Here is a 21,319-nt window from a genome sequence, read left to right on the forward strand (position 1 = left end):
GGGATCAAGCCGATGCTCAGTCTCTAAAAAGGCGCATCGTTCGCTGCAGAAAACCGGGACCACTTTTCCGCACGATGCGCTGGAGGTATCAGAGCGCAAGGCCTCTAAAGCGCTCCGTGAGCCCGCTCAGAACATCCGCGCCTACATTGGCGATGGCTACCCGCAGATGCCCTTCCTGACCGGGACCGAAATAGCTTCCGGGCAGGCATAGAACGCCCCGTTCGGTCGCGAGTCTCTCTGCCACCTGCTGCGCTTCTGTGCCGGAAAAGGGATGCCGTACATAAGCGAAATAGGCGCCTGCCGACTCGATTGTCCATCCCGGTAGAGGCGCGAGTGCGTCCTGAAAAACCTGTGCACGGCGGTTGATCTCGGCCCGGTTGCTCTCACGCCAGTCGCGCAGGCCGTCGATGGCCCAAGGCAGCGCGCCCTGAGCGGTGCGCGGGGGGCAGATCTGGATGCAATCGAGAATCTTGGCCACCTGCTCGATCAGTGCCGCGTCGGCCGTGATCGCCCCAGTGCGGTGACCGGGGATCGCGTAGGATTTCGAGAAGGAATAGAGCTGGATGACCGTCTTGCGCCATTCCTCGTGGGTGAAGAGCCCATGGGAGCGGTTCATGCCCTGCGGCAGAAAATCCCGGTAAGTCTCGTCGATCACGAGGTAAATGCCGCGCTTGGCGCATAATTGCGCGAAGCTCTCGACCACATGAGCCGGGTAGACGGCGCCGGTCGGGTTGTTAGGCGTGACAAGCACGATGGCCCTGACCTTCTCGTCGATCAGCGCTTCCGCATCCTCGATGCGCGGCACGAATCCGTTCTCCGCCTGGCAGGGCAGCGGACGCGGCTCGATGCCGAGCATGTCGAGCGTCATCTGGTGATTGAAGTACCAGGGCGTGGGCAGCAGCACCGCCTCGCCGCGATGGGCGAGCAGCATCATGGCGGCAAAGAACGCCATGTTGCAGCCAGCCGTCACCGCCGTATCCTCCGGGGCGATCCGGCCCTCGTAGATGCGGGACAACTCGGCTGCGTAAGTTTGCCTAAGCGGCGCATCGCCGTTGATGGGGCCGTATTGCGAACCTGCCGCCGCGCCGGCAATGGCGGCCATCCGCTCCAGCAGCTCCGCATGGGGCGCATTGCCCGGCACTGCCTGGGAGAGGTTGATCAGTGGCCCATACGACCCGTCATAGCGCTTGGTCCAGGCCTGCGCCTCTGGGATCGGAGGGCTGCCGACATCGGCGACCAGGGGGTTGATGGCATGGGCAGGACCGCTCGTCATGAAACCGCTCGACTTGGCAAAAAGATAAGGGCAGGACGCCCGGTGAGCCTTCACCGAAACTTCCTGCCCTGCAAGCTTTGTTCAGCCCGGCGTCACGAAGCGGCCGGGCGTGGCGCAAGGACGGTTAGTCCTTCGCGCGCTCCACGTAGGAGCCGTCTTCCGTCATGACCACCACGCGGGTGCCGGCCTGGATATGGGCCGGCACCAGGGTGCGGACGCCGTTCGACAGCATGGCGGGCTTGTAGGACGAGGAGGCTGTCTGGCCCTTCACGACCGGCTCGGTCTCGGTGATCTCCAGGGTCATGCGGGCGGGCAGCTCAATGGCGATGGCGATGCCATTATGGATCGAGAGCATCACGGCCATGCTCTCCTGGAGATAGGCCTTCTGGTCGCCGATGATGTCCTCCGGGACCACGACCTGATCGTAGTTCTCCGGGTTCATGAAGTGGTAGCCCTCGCCATCCTGATAGAGGAAGGTGTGCTCGCGGTCCTCGACGAAAGCGCGCTCGACCTGCTCGGTGGTGCGGTAGCGCTCGGAGACCTTCACGCCGTCCGAAATGCGGCGCATGTCGAGCTGGGTGACCGGCGTGCCCTTGCCGGGGTGGATGTTCTGGGCGGTGAGAACCACATAGAGCCTGCCGTCCATATCGACGACGTTGCCTTTGCGGAGCGTAGAGGCGATGACCTTCACGGGAGGCTTTCCTTGTGACAGATAGGGGCGCGTCGTGAGGGTTGGGTTGTCCTGCCCCCATTGGCACCGAAAAATGCTTTCGGTGCCGCAAGTAGCCTATCTTGGCGCAATTCGCCAGTCCGACCTCGCGGAACCCTTTGGAATGGATAAGCCTATCGCCGCTCCCTCCCCCTGGTGGACACCCCACGTCCACGCGGACCGCCGTCCCTTCCTCATCGGCCGGAACCGGATCCAGGCGGCCCTGCGCGGCTTTTTCGCGGATCGGGACTTCGTGGAGGTCGACACCGCCACGCTCCAGACCTCGCCCGGCAACGAGGCTCATCTCCATGCCTTCGCGACGGAAGCCATCGGGCTCGATGGATCGCGGACACCGCTTTACCTCCATACCTCGCCGGAATTCGCCTGCAAGAAGCTTCTGGCCGCAGGCGAGCCCCGGATCGCGTGCTTCGCCCATGTGTACCGCAACCGGGAGCGCGGCCCCCTGCACCATCCGGAATTCACCATGCTCGAATGGTACCGGGCGGGCGAGAGCTACGAGACGCTCATGAAGGATTGCGGGGAGATCCTGGGCTTGGCGGCCGAGACGGCGGGCACCCGCAGCCTCACTTATCACGGCCGCGAGACAGACCCGTTCCGGGATCCGGAGCGCCTGAGCGTGGCCGAGGCTTTCGAGCGCTTCGCGGGCATCGATCTCCTCGCCTCCATCGACCGCGACGGCGAGACCGATCGGGAGCGTCTGGCCGCCAGCCTCAAAGTGGCGGGCCTGCGGGTGGCGGAGGACGACACCTGGGCGGACCTGTTCAGCCGCGTGATCGTAGAGCGCGTCGAACCCAATCTTGGCCTCGGGCGCGCCACGATCCTGGACGAGTACCCGGTCGCGGAAGCGGCCCTCGCCCGCCCGACCGGCCGCGACCCGCGGGTGGCAGAGCGGTTCGAACTCTATGCCTGCGGCGTGGAGCTCGCCAACGCCTTCGGCGAGCTGACCGACGCGGCCGAGCAGCGCCGCCGCTTTGAGGGAGAGATGGCCGAGAAGATGCGGGTCTATGGAGAAAGCTACCCCGTGGATGAGGATTTTCTGGCCGCGCTCGCCCACATGCCGGAGTCCAGCGGCATCGCGCTGGGCTTCGACCGGCTGGTGATGCTCGCCACCGGGGCTTCTCGCATCGATCAGGTGCTCTGGGCACCCGTGCCGGAGACGGGCCGATGAACGCCATGCGCCCTCTCCGCACTCCGGCCGAGTTGGCCGAGGCCGGCCTCATTACGCCTGAGGAGCTGCCCGAGATCGAGGCGGTGGCCGAGCGCTACGCCGTTGCCATCAGTCCTGCCATGGCCGGGCTGATCGACCGCAATGACCCGAACGACCCCATCGCCCGCCAGTTCGTGCCCGATGCGGCGGAGATGACCACCACGCCCGAGGAGCGGGACGATCCCATCGGCGATCTGGCCCACAGCCCCGTCGAGGGCATCGTCCACCGCTATCCCGACCGGGTGCTGCTGAAGGCCGTGCATATCTGCCCGGTCTATTGCCGCTTCTGCTTCCGCCGCGAGATGGTCGGGCCCCAGGGGCTGGGCACCCTCTCGCCCGAGGCCATGGACAGGGCTTTCGCCTATATCGCCGATCATCGGGAAATCTGGGAGGTGATCCTCACCGGCGGCGATCCGCTGGTTCTGTCCCCGCGGCGGCTTACCGAGATCATGCAGAGGCTTTCCGCCATCGATCACGTAAAGATCGTCCGCTTTCACACCCGCGTGCCCGTGGTGGAGCCGGAGCGGATCGACGAGGCTCTGATCGCCGCCCTTAAATGCAGTGGCAAGACGGCCTATGTAGCGCTCCACGCCAACCATCCGCGCGAGCTGACCTCTGAGGCGCGGGCTGCCTGCGCCCGGCTGGTGGATTCAGGCATCGTGATGATCAGCCAGTCGGTGCTCCTGAGAGGCGTCAACGACGACCCGGACACGCTGGCCGCCCTCATGCGCGCCTTCGTGGAAAACCGGATCAAGCCCTACTACCTGCACCACCCCGATCTCGCGCCGGGCACGAGCCATTTCCGCCTCTCCATTGAGGAGGGCCGCTCCCTCGTGGCGGGATTGCGCGGGCGGCTCTCGGGCTTGTGCCAGCCAACCTACATCCTCGACATTCCGGGCGGGCATGGAAAGGCGGTGATCGGCCCGGATGCGCTGCGCGACAGCGGTGGGTGCTATACGGTCTCGGATTTCCGCGGCCGAGAGCACGCCTATCCCCCGTCAGAGTAACGGAAGCGGTATCGGCATCAACCATAGCCTGATGTAAGATCGCCCATGAGAAGCTCTGGATTGGAGCCCGCCATGGCGAACGATGCGGTTGAACCTGCCCAGCGCGACGAGCATCAGCGAATCGATTCGATCTTCCGCAGCGGTTCCATCACGGCGATCGGCGTCGTTGTCGGCTTCTCCCTGGGATTCCTGAGTCGCTGGGCAGCACTGCCCGGCGAGTGGACCCCTTCGGATCTTGTCTCGGTCGCCTTGATCACCCTGGGCCTAGCCCTGCAGGTCAAAGCGCTGGCCGATCTGCTTCTGGTTTCCTCGCTCCAGCTCAAGCGGTACAACCGCTCAGTGCGGTTTTTCCTGACCGGGCTCATCCTTGTCGGTCTTGGGGTTGTGTTTGCCGTCTTTGCCGATCTTCTCGGCTTCGGCGGCATCGTCCTTCAAGGGTAAGCTCAGTCGAAGCCCGGCTTGCCGCTGCGTCCCTTCTTGATATCCGACCGGCGGCCTTTCGCCTCCAGCCTGCGCTTCTTGGACGCCAGCGTCGGCCGGGTGGGCCGGCGCGGCTTGGGACGCTCGGTCGCCTGTCGGATCAACTCCACGAGGCGCTCCAGAGCATCCTCCCGATTGCGCTCCTGTGAGCGGAACCGCTGTGCGGTGATGATCAGAACGCCGTCATTGGTCAGGCGGCTGCCGGCGAGCCGCTCCAGCTTTTCCTTTACGTAATCCGGCAGCGAGGGTGAGTTGCGCACGTCGAAACGCAGCTGGACGGCGGTTTCCACCTTGTTGACGTTCTGCCCGCCCGGCCCCGAGGCGCGGATGAAGCTTTCCTGAAGCTCGTCCTCATGGAGCGCGATGGAGTTCGTCACCTGGATCATGGGGCCTCTGGCGGAACGCGAACAAAGACAAGTGGAGTATCGGGACCGGAATCCAATGCAAGCTTATCCGGCGCTTGTCGATGGCCTCGATCCGGCTTAAGCGCCTCATGCACGCCGCTTTTGCCGGACTGCCCACGCCCTCCCGCTCCGGATTCCCATGTCGGCCGTCTTCGCCAGCCTGATCCCGACCTTCCTAATCATCGCCACCGGTTGGCTGTGCCGGGCCACGGGCTTCGTCAACGAGCAGCAATGGGCCGGGATGGAGCGCGTCACCTATGTGATCTTCTTCCCGGCGCTCGTCATCGACACCTTGTCGCGGGCCGACCTCTCCTCCGTGCCGGTCCTCGGCGTCGGCGGAGCGCTGGTCGGCGCGATCCTCGCCATGGCGGCGCTGGTGCTCGCGCTACGCCCCCTGCTGGAGCGCCATTTCGGCATCGACGGCCCCAGCTTCACGTCGATCTTCCAGGGCGCGACCCGCTGGAACACCTTCGTGGGCCTCGCCGTCGCCGGCAGCCTGTTCGGACAGCGCGGCATTGCGCTGATCGCGGTGGCCATCGCCGCCATGGTGCCGCTCCTCAACCTGCTGGCCTTTTATGTCTTCATACGCTTTGCCGGCCAGCCCCGGCGCAGCCCTTTCGATATCCTGCGCTCCTTCGTGACCAACCCGTTCATCTGGTCCTGCGCCGTGGGGCTCACCCTCAACCTGCTGGCGCCTCCGCTGCCAAAGCCGATGGCCGCCTATATCGAGATCATCGGCCGCGCGGCGCTGGCTGCGGGGCTCCTGATCGTCGGCGCGGGCCTCGACATCCGGCGCCTTGCCCGCCCGGGCCTTCCGCACGCACTGACGGCGGGCCTGAAGCTGATCCTCCTCCCGTTGATCGCCGGAACCCTTGCAGGCTTTGCAGGCGTGACCGGTAGTGACATGACGGTGACCATCATCGCCGCCTCCGTGCCCTGTGCCAGCGCGGCCTACGTGCTCGCGCGCCAGATGGGCGGCAATGCCGGGCTCATGGCGGAGATCCTGACGCTCCAGACCCTGCTCGCCCTCCTTTCCATGCCGGTTCTCATTTCCCTCCTGGGTTGATAGCAGACCGCCGTTCTGCAACCCAATGTATAGTAAATGGCAGCTTGTCATATTAGCAGTTGCGCTGCTAACTAGGCGAATTGCAACAGTGAGACAGTTTCATCCCTCATGACCAAAGCCCTGCGCCCCTCCGGAAAAGACCCGTCCGCGAATGACGTTGCGGGCGCCGAGGGCGGCGTCCATCCCCGCAGCGGGATGAGCCCGGTGGAAACGGCCCAGTATGTGGCCGAGTTTTCGGCGGAGCTGTCCTATCTCGCCCGCGAGGCCAATCTCGACCTCCTGGCCTACCTGCTCGACATGGCGCGGCTGGAGGCTATCCGGACGGTGCAGTCCGGCGACAAAAACAATTAGATCTGAAGCAGCGACACCGCATTACCGCCATGACGCTCGAGCCGTCCGGCAATTTCTAGTTCCAGCAGGGCCGTCTGCACTGAGCGGATCGACAGTCCGGTTTGCCGGACGAGATCGTCGATGGCCACAGGGGACGGGCCAAGGAACGTGATCAGATCCGCCTGCCCCTCCTGTGCCTCGTCCTCGATCCCGGCATCCGGCATGACGGGCCGCACCGGCGCGCGGGCGATGTCGGGCAGGTCGAGTTCGTCCCAGAGTTCTTCCGATCCAAGGACGTAATGCGGCTCCTCGGCGCTCCGGTCGAGACGCGGGCCCGAGGCGATCAGCGGCTCCAGCACGCTCGTGACATGCTCGACCCCGGCGCAGAGGGTGGCGCCGTCCCGGATGAGATCGTTGGTGCCCTCGGCGCGCGGATCGAGGGGCGATCCCGGAACGGCGAAGACCTCCCGCCCCTGCTCCAGGGCAAAGCGTGCGGTGATGAGCGAGCCGGAGCGGCGCGCTGCCTCCACCACCACAACCCCGTAGGACAGGCCGGAGACGATGCGGTTACGGCGCGGGAAGTCGCGTCCGCGCGGCTCCCAGCCCATGGGCATCTCCGAGATCACCGCCCCGCCCTGCTCCAAAATGGCTTGAAGCAACGGCTCGTTCTGGCTCGGATAGATGCGGTCATGCCCACCGGCCAGCACTGCGACCGTGCCGGTCTCGAGCGTCGCCTTGTGGGCTCTCGTGTCGATGCCCCGCGCCAGCCCGGATATGACCACGTATCCGGCTTCGCCCAGCTGCCGCGCGAGACGCTCGGCGAAGGTCAGGCCGGAGGCCGAGGCGTTGCGCGAACCGACGATGGCGACGGAGGGCTTCGCCAGCACCGCGGCATTGCCGCGAAGCGCAATCAGCGGCGGAGCCGTGTCGATGGCCTGCAGGGTCTTCGGGTAATCGGGTTCGCCCATGGCGATGAAGCGCACGCCGAGGCGCGCGGCCGCGGCTATCTCCTTCTCGGCCTCGGCCCGGCTGTACACCTTGAGCAGCAGGCGCCCGCCGCGACGGGCCAAGTCCGGAAGGGCATCCAGCGCGGCTGCCGCTCCGCCATATTGGTTGATGAGCGCGCGGAAGGTGCGCGGGCCGACATTTTCCGAGCGGATGAGGCGAAGCCAGTCGAGACGCTGCTCATCCGTCAGGATCATGCCTTATCCCTTCTGCCCGATCTTGCCCTCGGTCCCGGCAAGGAGGCGGCTGATGTTCTGGCCGTGCTTCCACCACAGGAGCGCCACGAGCACCACGGCAATCCCGGCCATGCCGGGTTCGCCCAAGAGCCAGAGGATGATGGGCGTAGCGGCGCTGGCCACCAGAGCCGAGAGCGAGGAGTACTTGGAGGCGAAAGCGACGCCGAGCCAGATCAGGCAGAAGATCAGCGCGGCCAGGGGCTTGAGGCCGATCAGGACGCCGATGAAAGTGGCCACGCCCTTGCCGCCCTTGAACCCGAGCCAAACGGGAAAGAGGTGGCCCAGGAAAGCCCCGAGGGCAGCCATGATGGCGAAGTACGGACCCCATTGTGCGGCGATGAGCACGGCGGCCGTGCCTTTCAGGGCATCGGCCAGGAGCGTTGCCGCCGCGAGGCCCTTGCGGCCCGTGCGCAGCACGTTGGTGGCGCCGATATTGCCCGACCCGATCTTCCGCACGTCGCCCAAACCGGCCATGCGGGTGAGGATCAGGCCGAACGGAATCGAGCCCAGGAGATAGCCGAAAAGCAGAGCCGCCAGCAGGTACAGGAGATTGGCCTCGTCAGACATTCACTTCTCGTTACATCGTTTCGCGTTGAAAAACCACCCGGCCCGCAACCATCGTGACGGCCACCTGACCTTCCAAGCGCGCTTCATCGAAAGGCGTGTTCTTGGACAGGGATTTGAGCTGGCGCTTGTCGAGCACGTAAGGCGCATCCGGATCGAACACGATCAGGTCGGCCGGAGCGCCGACCGCCAGCTGTCCGCCGGGAAGGCCTAGGATCTCTGCGGGTTTCGTCGACAGGGCTCGCAGAAGCCGTGGCAGCGAAATGCCATCCGAATGGACGAGGCGCAGGGCTGCTGAGAGCAGGGTCTCGAGCCCCACGGCTCCATCGGCCGCCTCAGCGAAGGGCAGCCGCTTGTTCTCAACATCCTGTGGATTATGGTCCGACACGATCACGTCGATGGTGCCGTCGGCCAGCGCCTCGATCATCGCCTGCCGGTCGTCCTCATGGCGCAGCGGCGGCGAGAGCTTCAGGAAGGTGCGGTAATCGCCGATGTCGTTCTCGTTGAGCGCCAGGTGATTGATGGAGACCCCGCAGGTGACCGGCAGTCCGTTCGCCTTCGCAGCCTTCACGATATCGGCCGAGTCGGCGCAGGAGATCATGGCCGCGTGGTAGCGCCCGCCCGTGAGGCGCACGAGGCGGATGTCGCGCTCCAGCATCACCGTCTCGGCCTCGCGCGGGATGCCCGGCAGCCCGAGCCGCGAGGCGAACTCGCCCTCGTTCATCACACCCTGGCCGACGAGATCGGGATCCTCCACGTGATGGATGATCAGCGCGTCGAAGTCGCGGGCATAGGTCAGCGCCCGGCGCATGACCTGAGCGTTCGTGACGGAGCGCGCACCATCCGTGAAGGCGATGGCGCCGGCCTCCTTCAGACGACCGATCTCCGCCATCTCGTCGCCCTGGAGGCCCTTCGTGAGGGCAGCAGCCGGGCGGATGTTCACCATGGAGGTGTCGCGGGCGCGGCGCACGATGAAGTCGATCACCGCCGGATCGTCGAGGGCCGGGCTCGTGTCCGGCATCGACACCACGGTGGTGACGCCGCCCGCCGCCGCCGCCTCGCCGGCGCTCTTCAAGGTCTCGCGATAGGGCCCGCCCGGCTCGCCGATGAAGGCGCGCATGTCGATGAGGCCGGGGGCGAGGACTTGGCCGCCGCAATCGATCACCTGCGCATCATCGGAGACGGCGACCTGCGGACCAAGAGCCTGGATGACGCCGTCGCGCACCAGCAAGCTCCCCCGTTCCTCGCGGTCGCTGGCGGGATCGATGAGGCGGGCGTTCTTGAAGAGGATGGGTTGGTTGCTCATGACGCCCCTCACCTGTTCGGCAGATGGCTCGCCAGAGCCTCCAGCACCGCCATGCGCACGGCGACGCCCATTTCAACCTGCTCGCGGATCAGGGACTGCGCGCCGTCCGCCACATCGGACGAGATCTCGACGCCCCGGTTCATCGGACCCGGATGCATCACGAGCGCGTCGGGCTTGGCGAAGCTCAGCTTCTCCTGATCGAGCCCGTAGAAGCGGAAATACTCCTTCACGGAGGGCACGAAGGAGCCGTTCATGCGCTCGCGCTGCAGGCGCAGCATCATGACGATGTCCGCGTCCTTCAATCCCTTCTCCATGCTGGTGAATGTCTCGAAGCCGAGCCGCGCGATGCCGGGCGGGATCAGGGTCGAGGGTGCCACGAGGCGCACCCGGGCGCCCATGGCGGCGAGCAGGATCATGTTGGAGCGCGCCACCCGCGAATGCAGGATGTCGCCGCAGATCGCCACAGTCAGCCCCTCGATGCGCCCCTTGTTGCGCCGGATGGTGAGCGCGTCGAGCAGAGCCTGGGTCGGGTGCTCGTGCGCGCCGTCGCCGGCATTCACCACCGAGCAGTCGACCTTCTGGGCCAGCAGATGCACGGCGCCCGCCGAATGATGGCGCACGACGATGATGTCGGGCCGCATGGCGTTCAGTGTCACGGCGGTGTCGATCAGGGTCTCGCCCTTCTTCACCGAGGATGAGCCGACCTGCATGTTCATTACGTCGGCGCCGAGCCGCTTGCCGGCGATCTCGAAGGACGACTGGGTGCGGGTGGAGGCCTCGAAGAAGAGGTTGATCTGGGTCCGGCCCCGCAGGGTCGTCTTCCGCTTCTCGACCTGCCGGCTCACCTCGACCTGTTCGTCGGCAAGGTCGAGCAGCGCCTGAATGTCCAAGGGAGACAGCCCCTCGATGCCGAGGAGATGCCGGTGGGGAAAAACGGATCGGGGGGCGTCTGTCATCTTAAAGCGATGGCTATAGGCGGTCCCGGAAACGGCGGCAAGCAAGGGATTTCGCCCGAGGCCAGATTATGCCCAGGGACTGGTCGCTCCCCGCCTCTATCGCGTTAACCTGATGATACCCTATAGATGCAAGATTGAGACATTTAGAGATGCTCATATTTATCTTCATACAATTCGAGGGGAAGCCCGTCCGGATCGGCGAAAAAAGTGAAGCGCTGGTTTGTGTGCTCGTCGACGCGGACCGGCTCGACGAGAATCCCATAGTTTTCCAAATGGGTGATCATCGGTTCCAGGGCCTTCACCCTGAAGGCGAGATGCCTTAACCCACAGGCTTCCGGTCCGGATGGGCGGGGTGGCGGGTTCGGAAACGAAAAGAGTTCGATTTGAACTGAGCCGAGCTGAAGATCGCACTTCCAGGATTGCCGCTCTGCACGCCAGACCTCACGGATGATCGGAAATCCTAGGATTTGAGAATAGAATTGCTTCGAGCGATCGTAATCAGAGCAGATCATTGCGACATGGTGAATGGCGTCCAGCATCAGACCCTCGCATTCCAGTTTACCGATGATTGACACGGGTTAGGCAAAGTAAAAGGGGCTCTGATGCACCCTATATCTAAACATTATAACAATTAACAAGCCGCTGTTGAGTTGCATGGGGTAGCTGGGACGAAGGCAATCGGGTTGCCGACATAATCTTGGGGCGGCGGATACGATCCCTCTTTTTCTGCTCTAGAATAGATAGTTGTCCCTGGATCGCTGCCGTGCCGAATTTCTCCAACAGTCACGAGGTCTTCAACCAGGCACCGCCCTTCGGGGACGTGAACCTGATCGCGACCAACCGCCCCCTGCTCGATGCGCTCGATGCCCATGGGGCCGATCCGGATGCGGAGGGGCTTGTCGCTTTCGGTGCCGCCTGGGGCTCGGCGGAGCGGATCGATCTCGGGCGGCTCGCCAACGAGAACCCGCCGAAGCTGCGCACCCACGATGCGCGGGGCTACCGGATCGATGCGGTCGAGTTCCATCCGGCCTACCACGTGCTCATGCGGGCGAGCATGGAGGACGGGCTCCATGCCTCGACCTGGGACGAGCCCGGGAGCGGCAATGCCCATGTGGCACGGGCGGCCCGGATCTACACCGCGGCGGGAGTCGAGAGCGGCCATGTCTGTCCGATCACCATGACCCATGCCTCGGCGGCGGCGCTGGCCGCCTCCCCGAACCGGCTCGCCGAATGGCTGCCGAAGATCCGCTCGCGGGATTACGACTCCCGCTTCATTCCCTTCTGGGAGAAGAGCGCCGTCACCCTCGGCATGGGCATGACGGAGAAGCAGGGCGGGACGGATGTCCGCGCCAACACGACCCGGGCCGCTCAGAAGGCCGGAGACGAATATGCGCTGACCGGCCACAAATGGTTCATGTCGGCGCCCATGTGCGACGCCTTCCTGGTGCTGGCCCAGGCGCCCGGCGGCCTCACCTGCTTCCTCCTGCCCCGCTTCAGGCCGGACGGCTCCCTCAACGCCCTTCGCCTGCAGCGGCTGAAGGACAAGCTCGGCAACCGCTCGAATGCCTCCTCGGAGGTCGAGTTTCACGAGGCCTTCGCCTGGCGGATCGGCGAGGAGGGCCGCGGGGTCCGCACCATCATCGAGATGGTGCAGCTCACCCGCCTCGACTGCGCCGTGGCCTCGGCGGGGCTCGCGCGGATGGGGCTCGCGCTTGCCATGCACCACGCCCGGCACCGCAGCGTCTTCCAGAGGAAGCTCATCGACCAGCCGGCCATGCGGATGGTGCTGGGGGACCTCGCCCTGGAAAGCGAGGCCATGACGGCCTTGAGCCTCCGGGCCGCCCACAGCTTCGACCTTCAGCAGACCGACGAACACGAAGCTGCCCATGCCCGGCTCGTCACCCCTGCGGCCAAGTTCGGCATCTGCAAGGCGGCACCACGCCTCCTCTACGAGGCCATGGAGTGTCTTGGCGGTAACGGCTACGTGGAGGAAAGCGCCCTGCCCCGGCTTTACCGGGAGGCTCCCGTCAACGCGATCTGGGAGGGATCGGGCAACGTAATTGCTCTCGACATCCTGCGCGCCGAGACCCGCGAGCCCGAGGTTGCCACCGCCGTGCTGGAGCACCTGATGGCCGATATCCAGGACCTTCCAGGCGCCTCCGAGGCGGCCAGGGACCTCGTCATGGCGCTCCATTCGCCGGAGGCCGAAGCGCGGGCCCGGTTCATCGCCGAGAGGCTGTTCCTTCTGGCCGCCACAGCGGCGCTCGCCCGCTCCGCGCCTCCTGAAATTACCCAGGCTTATGCCCTTACCCGCCTCGCTGCCCCGTCCCGGATGATCGGCGCCAACGATCTCGGGCCAGCCGTGAATCCCTTGCTGGAGAGAGCCTTCGTGGCCATATGACAAAGGTGCGGATGGGCCTGATTTGACTTGTCCGCGATCATCAACCACTTATTCCCGCCCTGCGGCGGTCATGGGCTGACCGCCGGTTACGCCCTGGCAGCAGGGCGTCCGTCTGCTCCCGCGCTTAGGAAGTCGTTCATGAAAGTCCTCGTCGTCGAGTCGCCTGCCAAGGCCAAGACGATCAACAAGTATCTCGGCAAGGATTACGAGGTCCTGGCCTCCTTCGGGCATATCCGCGATCTGCCCGCCAAGGATGGTTCGGTCGACCCGGATGCCGATTTCCGCATGATCTGGACGCTCGAGGACAGGGGCTCGAAGCGGGTTTCTGATATCGCGAAGGCGATCAAGGGGGCCGAGAAGCTCATCCTGGCCACCGACCCGGATCGCGAGGGCGAGGCGATCTCCTGGCACGTGCTGGAGGCCCTGCGCGAAAAGCGCGTGCTGAAGGACCTGCCGGTCGAGCGCGTGACCTTCAACGCCATCACCAAGGACGCCGTGCAGACGGCCCTGCGCAATCCGCGCCAGATTGATCAGGCGCTGGTGGATGCCTATCTGGCCCGTCGCGCCCTCGACTATCTTGTCGGCTTTACCCTCTCGCCGGTTCTCTGGAGGAAGCTCCCCGGCGCCCGCTCGGCCGGCCGTGTTCAATCGGTGGCCCTTCGCCTCGTCTGTGACCGTGAGCTTGAGATCGAGACCTTCAAGCCGCGCGAATACTGGTCGCTGATCGCGACGCTTGCCACCAAGGACGGCGGCGTGTTCGACGCGCGCCTCGTGGGCGCCGACGGCAAGAAGATCACCCGTCTCGACATCGGCAACGGCAAGGACGCGGAAGCCTTCAAGAAGGACCTGGAGCTCGCGACCTTCTCGGTGGCGAACATCGAAGCCAAGCCCGCCAAGCGCCACCCCTACCCGCCCTTCACCACCTCGACCCTGCAGCAGGAGGCCTCGCGCAAGCTCGGGCTGGCGCCGGCCCAGACCATGCGCATCGCTCAGCGTCTTTACGAGGGTGTGGACATCGGTGGCGAGACGGTCGGCATCATCACCTATATGCGTACCGACGGCGTCGACATGGCGCCCGAGGCCGTGCAGGACGCCCGCCGGGTGATCGTCAAGGAATACGGCGACCGCTACGTGCCGGGTGCGCCGCGCAAGTACACCACCAAGGCCAAGAACGCCCAGGAAGCGCACGAGGCCGTCCGCCCGACGGACATGAGCCGCCTGCCGAAATACGTGGCCAAGTACCTGGAGCCGGAACAGGCCCGTCTCTACGACCTGATCTGGACCCGCACCATCGCGAGCCAGATGGAATCGGCCGAGCTGGAGCGCACCACCGCCGACATCACGGCCCAGGTGGGCCCGCGCAAGCTGGACCTGCGCGCCACCGGCCAGGTGATCAAGTTCGACGGCTTCCTCACCCTCTACAACGAGAGCAAGGACGACGAGGCGGACGAGGACGAGGGCCGCCTGCCGCCGATGAAAGCAGGCGATTCCCTGGAGCGCCGCCGCATCGCCGCCACCCAGCACTTCACCGAGCCGCCGCCGCGCTATTCGGAAGCCTCGCTGGTCAAGCGCATGGAAGAGCTCGGCATCGGCCGACCCTCGACCTATGCCGCCGTGCTGCAGACCCTGCGCGACCGCGAATACGTCAAGATCGAGAAGAAGCGGCTCGTCCCCGAGGATAAGGGCCGCATCGTCACGGCCTTCCTGGAGAGCTTCTTCCGCCGCTACGTGGAATACGATTTCACCGCGGACCTGGAGGAGCAGCTCGACCGGGTCTCGAACAACGAGATCGACTGGAAGCAGGTGATGCGCGAGTTCTGGCAGCACTTCTCGGCTGCCATCGGCGAGACCAAGGAGCTGCGCACCACGGAGGTGCTCGACGCGTTGAACGAACTGCTCGGCCCGCACATCTTCCCCGATAAGGGCGACGGCTCCAACCCGCGCACCTGCCCGACCTGCGGCACCGGCCAGCTCTCGCTGAAGCTCGGCAAGTTCGGTTCGTTCATCGGCTGCTCGAACTATCCCGAGTGCAAGTTCACCCGCCAGATCGCCGCCACGGGCGTCGATGGCGATGGCGAAGGCTCGTCGGAGAACGGCGGCCAGCCGGGCGTGAAGGTGCTGGGCCAAGACCCGGAGACCGGCCTCGAAGTCACCCTGCGCGATGGCCGCTTCGGCCCCTTCGTGCAACTGGGCGAAGGCGAGAAGCCCAAGCGCTCGTCCCTGCCGAAGGGCCTCACGCCCTCGCAGGTCGATCTGGAGAAGGCCCTGAAGCTCCTGGCGCTACCGCGTCAGGTGGCGGTGCACCCTGAATCGGGCGAGCCGATCCTGGCGAGCATCGGGCGCTACGGGCCTTACGTTCAGCACGGCAAGGTCTACGCCAATCTGGGTGCCGGCGACGACGTGCTGGAGATCGGCGCGAACCGGGCCATCGACCTGATCGTCACCAAGGAAAGCGGCGGAGGCGGCGCCCGGCGCGGCGCGGCCGATCCGGGGCGCCCCCTGGGTGCGGATCCGGAATCGGGCAAGCCCATCGTGGTGAAGGCCGGTCGCTTCGGGCCCTACGTGACCGACGGCGAGACCAACGCGACCCTGCCGCGCGCCATGGCTGCCGAGGCGGTGACGCTGGACGATGCGGTGGAGCTTCTGAAGGCGCGCCGGGCTGCCGGCCCGTCGAAGAAGCCGTCGCGCGGCCGCAAGGCTCCGGCCAAGAAGGCCGCCGCCAAGGCACCTGCTGCGAAGAAGGCGGCATCCAAGACCTCAGCCAAGAAGAGCCCGGCCAAGAAGGCAGCTCCGAAAAAGGCCGCCACCAAGACGGCTGCCGCGAAGAAGACTGCCAAGGCAGGCTGAACGCGATGGAGCATTGGCTGTTCTGGCTCATGGAAGAGCACGGCGATCAGGTCGAGATCTCCCTGCGCCTGTTGGTGGCGACGGCGGCCGGCATGGTCGTCGGCATCAACCGGGACCTTCACAACAAGCCGATCGGGATGCGGACCCTTGGGCTCGTCTCGCTCGGCTCCGCCCTCGTGATCCTGGCGGGCTCGGTCTATGAGGGGCTGCACTTCTCGCAGGATGCGGTCAGCCGCGTCGTGCAGGGCATCCTGACAGGCTTGGGATTCCTCGGCGCAGGCTCGATCCTGCGGGCCAAGGATGGAACGGAGGTTCAGGGCCTCACGACGGCTGCGACAGTCTGGATTGCGGCAGGCCTGGGCATCACGGCGGGCCTGGGCGCATGGTTCATCACTGTGGCCGGAACATTGGTGACGCTGTTCCTGCTAACCTACGGCACCCGCCTCGAAGCGAGGCTCATCCGTATGTTCGGCAGGAGCCGGAACGCCGACGAAGATGTTCTAGAAGACTAGGCTCAAGCCCACCACCGCAACGGCCGCCATGCCGAGCCAGACCAGGCTCGACCCATAGGAGCGTGATGCAGCCGGTGTGGTATCGGGTTCGTCGAAGGCGAAAGCTTCGCCTGCATTGCGAGCGGCGCGATCGAGGTGAAGCTTCTGGGCCGGTGCCATGTTCGTCCGCGTCATCACGCTCAAATCTCCCGTTAAGCTCATGCTTAACCATTCAACGTGAATGGAATTTAAACAGTTCCGGATGACGGGCGTAAGACAGCCTTTAGGGGAATTCGCCGGTAACCTTTATAGACTAAGCTCACTGTCAAATTTATGGCTTGTGACTGAAATTTGCCTTCATGTTTCCGTTTTGTTCTCGTATAAAAACGGGATGAGAAATAGTGTAAAGAAACGCGAATCATCATCCCGGACCAAGGTCCCAATGACAGACAACGACGATCTCTTCGGGGGCAGCGCTGCCAAGCGCGCCGCGCCTGCCACGGCCCGCAACGCCGCCGTCAAGGTCTCCCGCCAGGCGCCGCCTCAAGGTACGCCGGATGAGGCCGGATATGACGCGTCGGCCATCGAGGTGCTGGAGGGGCTTGAGCCCGTTCGCCGCCGGCCGGGCATGTATATCGGCGGCACGGACGAGAAGGCCCTGCACCACCTCTTTGCCGAGGTGATCGACAACTCCATGGACGAGGCGGTCGCGGGCCACGCGACCTTCATCGAAGTGGAGTTGGAGGAAGGCGGCTGGCTGTCCGTGACCGACAACGGGCGCGGCATCCCCGTCGATCCGCACCCCAAGTTTCCGAAGAAGTCGGCCCTCGAAGTGATCATGACCACCCTGCACGCGGGCGGCAAGTTCGACTCGAAGGTCTATGAGACCTCGGGCGGTCTGCACGGCGTCGGCGTGTCGGTGGTGAACGCTCTGTCGGAAATTCTTGAGGTGGAGGTCGCCCGCGGCCAGACGCTGTACCGGCAGATCTTCTCCCGCGGCATCCCGCAGGGCAAGATCGAGACCGTGGGACGCGTGCTCAATCGGCGCGGCACCAAGGTGCGCTTCAAGCCCGACTGGCAGATCTTCGGCAAGGAGGCTCTTTTCCAGCCCCGCCGCTTGTTCAAGATGGCGCGCTCCAAGGCCTATCTGTTCGGCGGCGTTGAGATCCGCTGGAAATGCGCTCCCTCGCTGGTCGAGGGCGTCACCAACGTTCCCGCGGAAGCGACCTTCAAGTTCCCGAACGGCCTGAAGGACTACCTGCTCCACGACATCGAGGGGAAGGATCTTGTCACGGACCAGCTCTTCTCCGGCAAGATCACCAAGCCCGGCAGCCACGGCTCGCTGGAATGGGCGGTCGCCTGGATGACGAACGAGGACGGGTTCTCGACCTCGTACTGCAACACGGTACCCACGCCTGAAGGCGGCACGCACGAGAACGGCCTGCGCATCGCGCTGCTGCGTGGCCTGCGCGAGCATGCTGAGCGGGTGAACCAGGCCAAGCGCATGGCGGCGGTGACCACCGACGACGTGATGGCCACCTGCGCGTCCATGCTGTCGGTGTTCATCCGCGAGCCGGAATTCCAGGGCCAGACGAAGGACAAGTTGGCTACCGTCGAGGCTGGCCGCATCGTCGAGAACTCCATCCGCGACACCTTCGATCACTGGCTCGCCGCCTCGCCGCAGCAGGCCAACAAGCTGCTCGACTGGGTGATCGACCGGGCGGAAGAGCGCCTGCGCCGCCGCCAGGAGAAGGAGGTCGCCCGCAAGACCGCGACCCGCAAGCTGCGCCTGCCGGGCAAGCTGGCCGACTGCTCCAATGCCGGCGCCAAGGGCTCCGAACTCTTCCTGGTCGAGGGCGACTCGGCCGGTGGATCCGCCAAGCAAGCCCGCGACCGCGCCAGCCAGGCAGTTCTTCCGTTGCGCGGCAAGATTTTGAACGTGGCTTCGGCCGGAAAGGACAAGCTGCACCAGAACCAGCAGATCTCGGACCTCGTCCAGGCACTCGGCTGCGGCCAGGGCTCGCAGTTCCGCGAGGCGGATCTCCGCTACGAGAAGGTCGTCATCATGACCGACGCGGACGTGGACGGCGCCCACATCGCCACCCTGCTGATCACGTTCTTCTACCGTCAGATGCCGAAGCTCATCGACAACGGCCACCTGTACCTGGCCGTCCCGCCGCTCTACCGGCTGACGCAAGGCGCGAAATCCGCGTATGCCCGCGACGAGGCCGACCGCGAGCGTCTGATGAAGACGGTGTTCAAGGGCAACGGCAAGATCGAGGTCAGCCGCTTCAAGGGCCTCGGCGAGATGCTGCCTGCGCAGCTCAAGGAAACCACCATGGACCCGAAGAAGCGTCTGCTTCTGAAAGTGGTGGTGGCCGATGAGGAGAGGCTGGACGCCAGCGACGTCGTGGAGCGCCTGATGGGCAACAAGCCCGAAGCCCGCTTCGCCTTCATCCAGGAACGCGCAGCGTTTGCCGACGAGGCGGATCTGGATATCTGATCGGTATAGTGCGGAGACACACTCAGCAGCTCCTTCGCAACGGGAGTACCAGCATTTAGGCTACTTCCGCTGACGCGGCGGCATAAGGTCTTCTCTTTCAGACAGCTTCAATAGAAAAGGCCGGCACTGTGAGGTACCGGCCTTTTCTGTTTGTGGATCGGGCTTCTACCCTATGGCTGGATGTCAGAGGGTATAGAGGCCGAAGCTGGAGGCCGAGAGCGCCAGATACTTGCCGATGGTGGCAAACTGCACCTGTGCGCCTGCCCCGGTGCCGTCGGCATCGTAGAACAGCCCGCCCGTGGCCTGGTTGTAGACAATCCGGTGCTGCGCCGTCGACGCCGCAGCCCCGATGGTGAACGCCGTCGCCGGCAGCTTGTCGTTCAGGTAGGACCAACTCGTGTCCGTCTCCTCGAGCAGCACAGCCGGGAAGGCCTGGAAGATGTGCGTCTCCAGCATGATCTTGTCGCCCTCGGCCACGCTGAAGTCGTTGACGACGTCGACGTTTCCAGCACCCAAGGCGCTGTCGAAGCGGAACTGGTCCGCACCGGTGCCGCCGGTGAGCCAGTCCGAGCCGGCACCGCCGACCAGGATGTCACGCCCCTCGCCGCCCGACAGGAAGTCACCGTCGGCCAGGCCATAGAGGGTGTCGTTGCCGTTGTGGCCGAACAGCTCGTTGTAGCCGCCGTTGCCGGTGAGCACGTCACCGTAGGACGAGCCGCCCAGCCCCTCGATGTCGAAGTACATATCGCCAGCGGCGTCGCCGGTGTTGCCGGACGAATTCGACAGGTTGGCCTTCACGCCTGCTGTGGCCGCGTAGTAGGTGGCAAAGTCATAGCCGGCGCCACCATACATCCAGTCGGCGCCACCACGGCCCTCGAGCGAGTCCCAGCCGCCATGGCCGTAGAGCTCGTTGCCAAGATGGTTGCCCACCAGCTCGTCGTTGTAGGCCGAGCCGCCGATGCCCTCGATCGAGACATAGCTGTCGCCGGCCGCATCGCCCGTGTTGCGCCAGGCGTTGAGCAGGTCGACCACCACGCCCGTTGTGGCGCTGCCGTACTCGGCATAGTCGAAGCCATTGCCGCCATCGAGCAGGTCGGCGCCAGCGCCGCCGATCAGGTTGTCGTTGCTGTCGCCGGCATACAGCCGGTCGTTGCCAGCAAGCCCTGCGAGCATGTCCTCGCCCCAGCCGCCGTAGATGGTGTTGTCGACGGCATTGCCGGTGAGCCGGTCGGCGTAGTTGGAGCCGTAGAGGCCCTCGATGCTCTCGTAGGTGTCGCCGGCGGCCTCGCCGGTGTTCTGGGAGGCATCGGACAGGTTGGCCGTCACGGCTGTGGTGTAGGCCACGGCATCGTAGCCGTCGCCGCCATCGAGGCGATCCGCTCCGCCCCCGCCTGTCAAGACATCATTGCCGATGCCACCAAGGAGAAGATCGCTCGCATCGCTCCCCTTGATATAGTCATTCCCGCCATTGCCGTTGAGAATTCCTGCGCCCTGTATAGCGTCGTCGGTACCAGTCCCTTCTATACTTTCGATATATTTTCCGGTGAGCCCATCGAATATAAGAGTATAAACAAAGCCATCAAAAGTGGCGGTCAACTTATGACCGTCGGTGAGAGATTCTAAAGTTTCATCAAGCCATATTTCTAGTTCGATATTTGAGTAGCCTCCTAGAAAGAAATTATTGTCAAAAGTCCACAACCCATCATTGTGAAGGGAGGGATCACCAAATGAAATCCAAATCGAGTGGCCGCCAGAAAGACTCATATCTTGCCAGGGCGTATAATTAATTACTAGATCGAAGGTTCCAATCCCGATATCCCCCAGAGAAATGGTCCCCCCCGTGCTCCCAGATGAGGGACTCGGCGAACTAGTCCCATTGCCTCCCGCCCCATCGGAATTGGCCTGTCCTGACCCCACCTCACCAGTAATTGGCGTGTGAACGACCTGAGTCCCGCCATACATCCCCCCTGGCAACGCTCCACCCATAATCCTACCCAATTCATTTTCCAGGATAACGCTAGCAAACATTTGACTGCCTCCGTTTGAACTTATCAGCGAGTCAAAGCCGTAACGTCCTGAGGATTAATGTATACTCCAAGAACGGATAGTATTCCCATGCGACACAGGATGGCACGACTCCTGCGAGTGCCTCAACGCACATGGCTAACATCTCCTGATCCGGGAATATGGGCATCAAGAACATTCACGATAACTGGGGAACGGATGAGTTTCACTAAGAGCGAGTAGTCTTATAAGGCTCGCCCAAAATATTTTATATCATTTCGACCCAATAAAAATTTCTAACAAACTTGGAACCATCCTCTGACAAACCCGTTGTACAAGCTCACCGGCTCATTCTGCCCCCACGGGCCGGTCCCTCAAGGCTCCCTCGCGGGGGCCTTATTTTTTACTTGAACGGCCTGTCACCTCCACATGGACCTCTTGGCGCTCCCGCGCGTCATGACAAAGACAGCCGCCGGGCTGGTCGCGGCCAAGCTTGCATGCGACAAGAC

19 protein-coding genes are annotated in these 21,319 nt (G+C 64.4%); 9 read left to right on the plus strand and 10 right to left on the minus strand.

The window, feature by feature from the left end:
* Positions 1 to 88: 88 nt before the first annotated feature.
* Both JKL45_RS06300 and efp read right to left on the minus strand, forming a co-directional pair.
* On the minus strand, positions 89 to 1,273 hold the full coding sequence (locus JKL45_RS06300; protein WP_201860257.1) for an aminotransferase: 1,185 nt from the start codon (positions 1,271 to 1,273) through the stop codon (positions 89 to 91).
* Between the two features lie 124 nt (positions 1,274 to 1,397).
* On the minus strand, positions 1,398 to 1,919 hold the full coding sequence (efp, locus tag JKL45_RS06305) for an elongation factor P (RefSeq protein WP_246498344.1): 522 nt from the start codon (positions 1,917 to 1,919) through the stop codon (positions 1,398 to 1,400).
* 187 nt (positions 1,920 to 2,106) lie between these two features.
* Between efp and epmA the strand changes: the two genes are divergently transcribed.
* The 3 genes from epmA to JKL45_RS06320 all read left to right on the plus strand — a co-directional run bounded on the left by epmA (position 2,107) and on the right by JKL45_RS06320 (position 4,658).
* The gene (gene epmA, locus JKL45_RS06310; protein WP_210345691.1) at positions 2,107 to 3,171 is read left to right on the plus strand and encodes an EF-P lysine aminoacylase EpmA; all 1,065 of its coding nucleotides are present in this window, start codon (positions 2,107 to 2,109) and stop codon (positions 3,169 to 3,171) included.
* On the plus strand, positions 3,168 to 4,217 hold the full coding sequence (locus JKL45_RS06315) for a lysine-2,3-aminomutase-like protein (RefSeq protein WP_201860259.1): 1,050 nt from the start codon (positions 3,168 to 3,170) through the stop codon (positions 4,215 to 4,217). The genes epmA and JKL45_RS06315 overlap by 4 nt, the downstream gene beginning before the upstream one ends.
* Before the next feature lie 72 nt (positions 4,218 to 4,289).
* A complete protein-coding gene (locus JKL45_RS06320) occupies positions 4,290 to 4,658 on the plus strand; it encodes a hypothetical protein (protein ID WP_201860260.1) in 369 nt (122 codons plus the stop codon).
* Positions 4,659 to 4,660: 2 nt separating this feature from the next.
* Here JKL45_RS06320 and arfB read toward each other — a convergent pair whose 3' ends face one another.
* The gene (gene arfB, locus JKL45_RS06325; RefSeq protein ID WP_201860261.1) at positions 4,661 to 5,083 is read right to left on the minus strand and encodes an alternative ribosome rescue aminoacyl-tRNA hydrolase ArfB; all 423 of its coding nucleotides are present in this window, start codon (positions 5,081 to 5,083) and stop codon (positions 4,661 to 4,663) included.
* A gap of 157 nt (positions 5,084 to 5,240) precedes the next feature.
* On the opposite strand from arfB, the gene JKL45_RS06330 reads away from it, so the two are divergent.
* Both JKL45_RS06330 and JKL45_RS06335 read left to right on the plus strand, forming a co-directional pair.
* Complete coding sequence (locus JKL45_RS06330) at positions 5,241 to 6,167, plus strand: AEC family transporter (RefSeq protein ID WP_201860262.1); 927 nt, start codon at positions 5,241 to 5,243, stop codon at positions 6,165 to 6,167.
* Between the two features lie 108 nt (positions 6,168 to 6,275).
* Positions 6,276 to 6,518, plus strand: a complete 243-nt coding sequence (locus JKL45_RS06335; RefSeq protein ID WP_201860342.1) for a hypothetical protein — start codon at positions 6,276 to 6,278, stop codon at positions 6,516 to 6,518.
* Here JKL45_RS06335 and dprA read toward each other — a convergent pair.
* From dprA to gloA2, 5 genes are all read right to left on the minus strand, one after another.
* A complete protein-coding gene (gene dprA / locus JKL45_RS06340; RefSeq protein WP_201860263.1) occupies positions 6,515 to 7,699 on the minus strand; it encodes a DNA-processing protein DprA in 1,185 nt (394 codons plus the stop codon). The genes JKL45_RS06335 and dprA overlap by 4 nt on opposite strands.
* Positions 7,700 to 7,702: 3 nt before the next feature.
* Entirely contained in the window at positions 7,703 to 8,305 is a 603-nt protein-coding gene (gene plsY / locus JKL45_RS06345) for a glycerol-3-phosphate 1-O-acyltransferase PlsY (RefSeq protein ID WP_201860264.1), read from the minus strand.
* A 10-nt stretch (positions 8,306 to 8,315) separates the two neighbouring features.
* Positions 8,316 to 9,608 carry a dihydroorotase gene (locus JKL45_RS06350; protein WP_201860265.1) on the minus strand — a complete coding sequence of 431 codons (1,293 nt, stop codon included), beginning with the start codon at positions 9,606 to 9,608 and terminating at the stop codon, positions 8,316 to 8,318.
* A gap of 8 nt (positions 9,609 to 9,616) precedes the next feature.
* Positions 9,617 to 10,564 carry an aspartate carbamoyltransferase catalytic subunit gene (locus JKL45_RS06355; RefSeq protein WP_201860266.1) on the minus strand — a complete coding sequence of 316 codons (948 nt, stop codon included), beginning with the start codon at positions 10,562 to 10,564 and terminating at the stop codon, positions 9,617 to 9,619.
* A gap of 143 nt (positions 10,565 to 10,707) precedes the next feature.
* The gene (gene gloA2 / locus JKL45_RS06360; protein ID WP_201860267.1) at positions 10,708 to 11,103 is read right to left on the minus strand and encodes an SMU1112c/YaeR family gloxylase I-like metalloprotein; all 396 of its coding nucleotides are present in this window, start codon (positions 11,101 to 11,103) and stop codon (positions 10,708 to 10,710) included.
* 224 nt (positions 11,104 to 11,327) lie between these two features.
* Here gloA2 and JKL45_RS06365 point away from each other — a divergent pair, with 224 nt between their 5' ends.
* The 3 genes from JKL45_RS06365 (at position 11,328) to JKL45_RS06375 (ending at position 16,324) form a co-directional block, all read left to right on the plus strand.
* A complete protein-coding gene (locus JKL45_RS06365; RefSeq protein WP_201860268.1) occupies positions 11,328 to 12,965 on the plus strand; it encodes an isovaleryl-CoA dehydrogenase in 1,638 nt (545 codons plus the stop codon).
* A gap of 138 nt (positions 12,966 to 13,103) precedes the next feature.
* Positions 13,104 to 15,812, plus strand: a complete 2,709-nt coding sequence (gene topA / locus JKL45_RS06370) for a type I DNA topoisomerase (RefSeq protein ID WP_201860269.1) — start codon at positions 13,104 to 13,106, stop codon at positions 15,810 to 15,812.
* Between the two features lie 5 nt (positions 15,813 to 15,817).
* Complete coding sequence (locus JKL45_RS06375; protein ID WP_246498335.1) at positions 15,818 to 16,324, plus strand: MgtC/SapB family protein; 507 nt, start codon at positions 15,818 to 15,820, stop codon at positions 16,322 to 16,324.
* On the opposite strand, the gene JKL45_RS06380 is transcribed toward JKL45_RS06375, so the two are convergent.
* The gene (locus JKL45_RS06380) at positions 16,313 to 16,501 is read right to left on the minus strand and encodes a hypothetical protein (RefSeq protein WP_201860270.1); all 189 of its coding nucleotides are present in this window, start codon (positions 16,499 to 16,501) and stop codon (positions 16,313 to 16,315) included. The genes JKL45_RS06375 and JKL45_RS06380 overlap by 12 nt on opposite strands.
* A gap of 244 nt (positions 16,502 to 16,745) precedes the next feature.
* Between JKL45_RS06380 and parE the strand changes: the two genes are divergently transcribed.
* Positions 16,746 to 18,806 carry a DNA topoisomerase IV subunit B gene (gene parE, locus JKL45_RS06385; protein ID WP_201860271.1) on the plus strand — a complete coding sequence of 687 codons (2,061 nt, stop codon included), beginning with the start codon at positions 16,746 to 16,748 and terminating at the stop codon, positions 18,804 to 18,806.
* 183 nt (positions 18,807 to 18,989) lie between these two features.
* Here parE and JKL45_RS06390 read toward each other — a convergent pair whose 3' ends face one another.
* A complete protein-coding gene (locus tag JKL45_RS06390; protein WP_201860272.1) occupies positions 18,990 to 20,402 on the minus strand; it encodes a calcium-binding protein in 1,413 nt (470 codons plus the stop codon).
* Between the last annotated feature and the right edge of the window lie 917 nt (positions 20,403 to 21,319).

The sequence above is a fragment of the Microvirga soli genome, from assembly GCF_016734765.1.
Lineage (GTDB): Bacteria > Pseudomonadota > Alphaproteobacteria > Rhizobiales > Beijerinckiaceae > Microvirga > Microvirga soli.

Excerpts from the sequence above, each read along its gene's own strand:
- JKL45_RS06335 (WP_201860342.1), top strand. The coding sequence starts at position 6,276 with ATGACCAAAGCCCTGCGCCCCTCCGGAAAAGACCCGTCCGCGAATGAC.
- JKL45_RS06350 (WP_201860265.1), bottom strand. The coding sequence starts at position 9,608 with ATGAGCAACCAACCCATCCTCTTCAAGAACGCCCGCCTCATCGATCCC.
- JKL45_RS06330 (WP_201860262.1), top strand. The coding sequence starts at position 5,241 with ATGTCGGCCGTCTTCGCCAGCCTGATCCCGACCTTCCTAATCATCGCC.
- parE (WP_201860271.1), top strand. The coding sequence starts at position 16,746 with ATGACAGACAACGACGATCTCTTCGGGGGCAGCGCTGCCAAGCGCGCC.
- JKL45_RS06300 (WP_201860257.1), bottom strand. The coding sequence starts at position 1,273 with ATGACGAGCGGTCCTGCCCATGCCATCAACCCCCTGGTCGCCGATGTC.
- dprA (WP_201860263.1), bottom strand. The coding sequence starts at position 7,699 with ATGATCCTGACGGATGAGCAGCGTCTCGACTGGCTTCGCCTCATCCGC.
- arfB (WP_201860261.1), bottom strand. The coding sequence starts at position 5,083 with ATGATCCAGGTGACGAACTCCATCGCGCTCCATGAGGACGAGCTTCAG.
- plsY (WP_201860264.1), bottom strand. The coding sequence starts at position 8,305 with ATGTCTGACGAGGCCAATCTCCTGTACCTGCTGGCGGCTCTGCTTTTC.
- JKL45_RS06355 (WP_201860266.1), bottom strand. The coding sequence starts at position 10,564 with ATGACAGACGCCCCCCGATCCGTTTTTCCCCACCGGCATCTCCTCGGC.
- gloA2 (WP_201860267.1), bottom strand. The coding sequence starts at position 11,103 with ATGCTGGACGCCATTCACCATGTCGCAATGATCTGCTCTGATTACGAT.
- JKL45_RS06315 (WP_201860259.1), top strand. The coding sequence starts at position 3,168 with ATGAACGCCATGCGCCCTCTCCGCACTCCGGCCGAGTTGGCCGAGGCC.
- JKL45_RS06375 (WP_246498335.1), top strand. The coding sequence starts at position 15,818 with ATGGAGCATTGGCTGTTCTGGCTCATGGAAGAGCACGGCGATCAGGTC.
- JKL45_RS06320 (WP_201860260.1), top strand. The coding sequence starts at position 4,290 with ATGGCGAACGATGCGGTTGAACCTGCCCAGCGCGACGAGCATCAGCGA.
- epmA (WP_210345691.1), top strand. The coding sequence starts at position 2,107 with ATGGATAAGCCTATCGCCGCTCCCTCCCCCTGGTGGACACCCCACGTC.
- efp (WP_246498344.1), bottom strand. The coding sequence starts at position 1,919 with ATGGACGGCAGGCTCTATGTGGTTCTCACCGCCCAGAACATCCACCCC.
- topA (WP_201860269.1), top strand. The coding sequence starts at position 13,104 with ATGAAAGTCCTCGTCGTCGAGTCGCCTGCCAAGGCCAAGACGATCAAC.